Raw genomic sequence first — 3,708 nt, forward strand, 5'->3', positions numbered from 1 at the left:
CAGCTTCTGAACGTAGGCGTTTGGGAAACAGCTCCAGAAGCTCCCCCGGCGACTCATCCATTTTCCAAATTCCAATAAGTCCATTGTTGCTTGTATATTCTTTTCTTATGAGCATAATGAGGGTATTACCGGGTCGTTTTTGGAGGGATATAACGTACTTTCACGATTCGCTTTTTGCTCATTTCCTCCGCGAGAAAGGTGTACTTTTTATAAGTAAGGCTCTCTTTCCTTTTAGGGAAATCGCCCTTGAGCTCCAGTAGTAGGCCCGCTAATGTATCCACTTCGTCCGAAATTATTTCAAAATCCTTTTCAGGCACGTTGGTAATCTTTATAAAGTCTTCAAGATGGGTTTTTCCTTCAAAAATATATGAGCCATCCGGTGCCATCGAGTAGAAGGGTAGCTCTTCGTCATACTCGTCGCTGATATCGCCCACTATCTCTTCGAGGATATCCTCCATAGTAACCAGTCCCGAGGTTCCTCCATACTCGTCAACAACTATTGCCATGTGTATTTTGTTGTTGCGGAACTCTTCAAGCAGGTCGTCAATACGCTTAGAGCCGGGCACAAAATAGGCAGAGCGTATCAATGACTGCCATCCAAAATCGGCTGGCTTACCAAGATGTGGTAGCAAGTCCTTCACATACAAGATACCTCGTATATTGTCGGGATTTTCATCAAAAACAGGAATGCGTGAAAAGCCTGCATCAACAATAAAGCTAATCACCTCAAAAAAAACTGTCTCTGCATTTATCGCGACCATATCGCTACGCGACATTTTAATATCATCCACGCTCTTATCCCTGAACCGAATGATCCCTTCGAGCATCTCTTTTTCCTGATCACGGGTAGTTTCGTTAGATGTAATCTCAAGTGCTTTAGAAAGGTCATCTACCGATATCTCCTGCTTCACTTGGGCAGCGGAACGGCTAAACAACCCGTTACTTTTCAAAAGGAGTGATGTAATCGGGTTCATTATCCTGTTTATAAAGCCTATCAACAGGGAATGATTGGAAGCAAAACGGGTAGGATTATGAGATGCGTAGAACTTGGGAAAGATATCTACAAAAAGTATAATCACGCATATAACAATAATGATTTCAAGGATAAGAAACTCCGTGATCCTCCCTGAAAAAAAAGGCAATCTATTCAGCAGGTATATAGACAGGGCCGTGATAGTTATATTCAATAAATTGTAGGTTATAACTATGGAAGTTAAAAGCTTTTCCGGTTTATTTAGAAGGTCTATTACGCGAGCTTTTCGCGGGTTATCATCCAGGTTTTGATATCCATCATGCCTATTTTGCTGAATAGTAAAAAAGGCTACCTCGGAGCCCGAGATGATGGCATTAATAATAATTATCAGTAAAAGTATAGCCGTTAAAACATAGTCGGATACAGCGGGGATAAAGCCCGGCATAGCCATGCATAAAAATGATAAAGGGTCAGGGTCCAAGTGGCAACTTTTTAATGAGACAAAAGAATCCTTTAACGCTTGATTTACAGAATGAAGAGATAAAGCATCCTTGCGCGAAAATACGATGTTTTATTTAAAATGGCAAATCATCTAGTTCCGAGTTGCTATCCTCCTCGTTTGTTGTAGGTTCGGGCATGCGGGTTTCTGTCTTTTCACCATCTGCTTCAACACCATCAGTGGTTTGCTTACGGCTTAATAATTCTAAGTTATCAGCCACTATTTCGGTGATATACCTCTTTATGCCATTCTGGTCGTCATATGAACGGGAACGAATTTTTCCCTCCACGTAAAGCAGAGTCCCTTTCTTTACAAATCTTTCAGCTATCTGCGCCAATCCTCTCCAACAAACAATATTGTGCCACTCAGTCCTCTCGGGCACTTGCGTTCCACTTGATGTCGTGTAACCTCTTTCGCTAGTAGCTAGTGAGAAGTTTGCTTTAGCAACATCATTGTCAAAATACTTCATTTCCGGGTCTCTCCCCACGTTTCCAACTAAAATAACTTTATTCACTGACATAACTAAAATATTTATTGTTTAAAACCGCTTAGCAGTATAAAGCAAAATTAATCAAAGATTTGCAATTTCACAACTACATTTCACTCAGTAAAGTAAGATATTTGTACTAAAAAGAGTGTTATTACACAAAAACAATGGAAAATAGAAAATTTCCTCCTTTTTATTTTTAGAGATGAAAAAAAAGCTATATATTTGCAATCCAAAATTTTACTAATTAACAAATGGTATTATTATTAATATTTTAAATGTAAATAAGATGACTAAAGCAGATGTTGTAAACGAAATTGCGAAAAAGACGGGTGTTGATAAAGCATCAGTATTAGCAACTGTTGAAGCCTTTATGGAGGTTGTGAAAGATTCCCTATCTAGTAACGAGAATGTTTATCTAAGAGGTTTTGGCAGCTTTATTGTAAAGAAGAGAGCCCAGAAAACCGCTCGCAATATTTCAAAGAACACTACCATTATAATTCCCGAACACAATATTCCCGCCTTCAAGCCTGCCAAGTCATTTGTTGCCCAGGTGAAAAAAATAAAATAATTTAATCAAATAGGAGATTTTCAACATGCCAAGTGGAAAAAAAAGAAAAAGGCATAAAATGTCTGTACATAAGCGTAAAAAAAGACTTAGGAAAAATAGGCATAAAAAGAAAAAGTAGGCCGATAGTCTTTATTTAATATATATAGAGGAACAAACTTAAGGAAAACCAAAGGTAAATAAGTTTGTTCTTCCTGTATAAAATAATAGGGAAAGGCCCTAGAGTGGGCCCCCTTTTCTGTTGGGATGACAGAAAGCTGTAATAATTACATAATATTTAAAAAAGAACAATTGTGACAAGCGAACTTGTTGTAGATGTTCAACGCGAAGAGGTTACCATTGCTGTTCTTGAAGACAAAAAACTTGTCGAGTTGCAACAGGAAAATCAGGACGAATCTTTTGCAGTTGGAAATATCTACTTGGGCAAAGTAAAGAAACTTATGCCCGCCCTTAACGCTGCATTTGTAAATGTGGGACATAAAAAGGACGCTTTTCTTCACTATTTGGATCTAGGGGTAGAATTCAACTCGATTCTGAGTTTTCAGAAGTTTGTTGAAACGAAAAAGAAGGTGCCTCATCTTCAGAAGATGAAGCTTCAACCAGATATCGAAAAAGACGGTTCCATCACGGATATCCTTAAGGTTGGCCAAGAAATATTGGTTCAAATTGCCAAAGAGCCCATATCTACTAAAGGGCCTAGGCTAACAGCTGAGATATCTTTCGCTGGGCGATTCATGGTTTTAATTCCATTTATCAATCGTGTTTCGGTATCCCAAAAAATTAAGTCACGCGAGGAACGTGCCCGGCTCCGGCAACTCATTAATAGTATAAAGCCAAAGAATTTTGGTGTAATTATACGAACTAATGCAGAAGGTAAACGAGTGGCAGACCTCGATGCCGAGCTCAAAGTGCTGGTTAAACGATGGGAAGATAATATCGGCAAAATACAGAAAGCCAAAGCACCAACACTCATTTTTCAGGAAACAGGGCGTGCGGTGGCACTCTTGCGCGATATCTTTAATCCCTCGTTCGAGCAGATTCATGTTAATGATCGTGACGTAGCCGAACAGATTGCCGATTATGTAGGTGTTATTGCACCGGATAGAAATAAAGTCGTGAAGCAATACTGAGGTGCTTTACCCATTTTAGACAACTTCGGCATTACAAAACAGGTAAAATCG

General features: G+C 39.1%; 3 protein-coding genes and 1 pseudogene. 2 read left to right on the forward strand and 2 right to left on the reverse strand.

Annotation, left to right across the window (positions count from 1 at the left end; translation table 11 throughout):
- Positions 1-125: 125 nt before the first annotated feature.
- The gene (gldE, locus tag GX117_02770) at positions 126-1,454 is read right to left on the reverse strand and encodes a gliding motility-associated protein GldE (GenBank protein NLO32269.1); all 1,329 of its coding nucleotides are present in this window, start codon (positions 1,452-1,454) and stop codon (positions 126-128) included.
- Positions 1,455-1,548: 94 nt separating this feature from the next.
- Positions 1,549-1,992: a single-stranded DNA-binding protein gene (gene ssb, locus GX117_02775; GenBank protein ID NLO32270.1), complete on the reverse strand. Its 444-nt coding sequence runs from the start codon at positions 1,990-1,992 to the stop codon at positions 1,549-1,551.
- A 256-nt stretch (positions 1,993-2,248) separates the two neighbouring features.
- Between ssb and GX117_02780 the strand changes: the two genes are divergently transcribed.
- Together GX117_02780 and GX117_02785 are read left to right on the forward strand one after the other, a co-directional pair.
- Positions 2,249-2,530 carry an integration host factor subunit beta gene (locus tag GX117_02780; GenBank protein ID NLO32271.1) on the forward strand — a complete coding sequence of 94 codons (282 nt, stop codon included), beginning with the start codon at positions 2,249-2,251 and terminating at the stop codon, positions 2,528-2,530.
- 290 nt (positions 2,531-2,820) lie between these two features.
- Positions 2,821-3,654: pseudogene (locus GX117_02785) on the forward strand (ribonuclease E/G).
- The last annotated feature ends 54 nt before the right edge of the window (positions 3,655-3,708 follow it).

Source organism: Candidatus Hydrogenedentota bacterium (assembly GCA_012523015.1).
Lineage (GTDB): Bacteria > Hydrogenedentota > Hydrogenedentia > Hydrogenedentales > CAITNO01 > JAAYBJ01.

Coding starts and splice junctions, on each gene's coding strand:
- ssb (NLO32270.1), bottom strand. CDS start 1,992: ATGTCAGTGAATAAAGTTATTTTAGTTGGAAACGTGGGGAGAGACCCG.
- GX117_02780 (NLO32271.1), top strand. CDS start 2,249: ATGACTAAAGCAGATGTTGTAAACGAAATTGCGAAAAAGACGGGTGTT.